Annotated in this window: 1 rRNA gene; it reads right to left on the bottom strand. The window is 54.8% G+C overall.

The features are described 5' to 3' along the window. Window positions 1-1,147, bottom strand: a 16S ribosomal RNA gene (locus J2S05_RS20415); the annotation flags it as partial. Window positions 1,148-1,176 lie beyond the last annotated feature (29 nt).

Below are 1,176 nucleotides of genomic sequence, written 5' to 3'. Positions count from 1 at the left end.
AATGCTGGCAACTAAGGTCAAGGGTTGCGCTCGTTGCGGGACTTAACCCAACATCTCACGACACGAGCTGACGACAACCATGCACCACCTGTCACTTTGCCCCCGAAGGGGAAGCTCTGTCTCCAGAGTGGTCAAAGGATGTCAAGACCTGGTAAGGTTCTTCGCGTTGCTTCGAATTAAACCACATGCTCCACTGCTTGTGCGGGCCCCCGTCAATTCCTTTGAGTTTCAGCCTTGCGGCCGTACTCCCCAGGCGGAGTGCTTAATGTGTTAACTTCGGCACTACGGGCATCGAAACCCCTAACACCTAGCACTCATCGTTTACGGCGTGGACTACCAGGGTATCTAATCCTGTTTGCTCCCCACGCTTTCGCGCCTCAGCGTCAGTTACAGACCAGAGAGTCGCCTTCGCCACTGGTGTTCCTCCACATATCTACGCATTTCACCGCTACACGTGGAATTCCACTCTCCTCTTCTGTACTCAAGCCCTCCAGTTTCCAATGACCGCTTGCGGTTGAGCCGCAAGATTTCACATCAGACTTAAAAGGCCGCCTGCGCGCGCTTTACGCCCAATAATTCCGGACAACGCTTGCCACCTACGTATTACCGCGGCTGCTGGCACGTAGTTAGCCGTGGCTTTCTGATGAGGTACCGTCAAGGTACCGCCCTATTCGAACGGTACGTGTTCTTCCCTCATAACAGAGCTTTACGAGCCGAAACCCTTCATCACTCACGCGGCGTTGCTCCGTCAGACTTTCGTCCATTGCGGAAGATTCCCTACTGCTGCCTCCCGTAGGAGTCTGGGCCGTGTCTCAGTCCCAGTGTGGCCGATCACCCTCTCAGGTCGGCTACGCATCGTCGCCTTGGGGAGCCATTACCTCTCCAACTAGCTAATGCGCCGCGGGCCCATCTCATCGTGAGAGCCCGAAGGCCCTCTTTTAATCTTGCACCAGGAAGTGCTAGATGTTATCCGGTATTAGCCCCGGTTTCCCGGAGTTATCCCAGTCGATAAGGCAGGTTGCCCACGTGTTACTCACCCGTCCGCCGCTAACGTTTTTGAAGCAAGCTTCAAAAACGTCCGCTCGACTTGCATGTATTAGGCACGCCGCCAGCGTTCGTCCTGAGCCAGGATCAAACTCTCCATAAAAGTGGTGAGTTGATTGCTCAACTGCTGGC

Source organism: Alkalicoccobacillus murimartini (genome assembly GCF_030813245.1).
Lineage (GTDB): Bacteria > Bacillota > Bacilli > Bacillales > Bacillaceae_D > Alkalicoccobacillus > Alkalicoccobacillus murimartini.
This window is presented reverse-complemented; position numbering and strand designations above follow the sequence as displayed.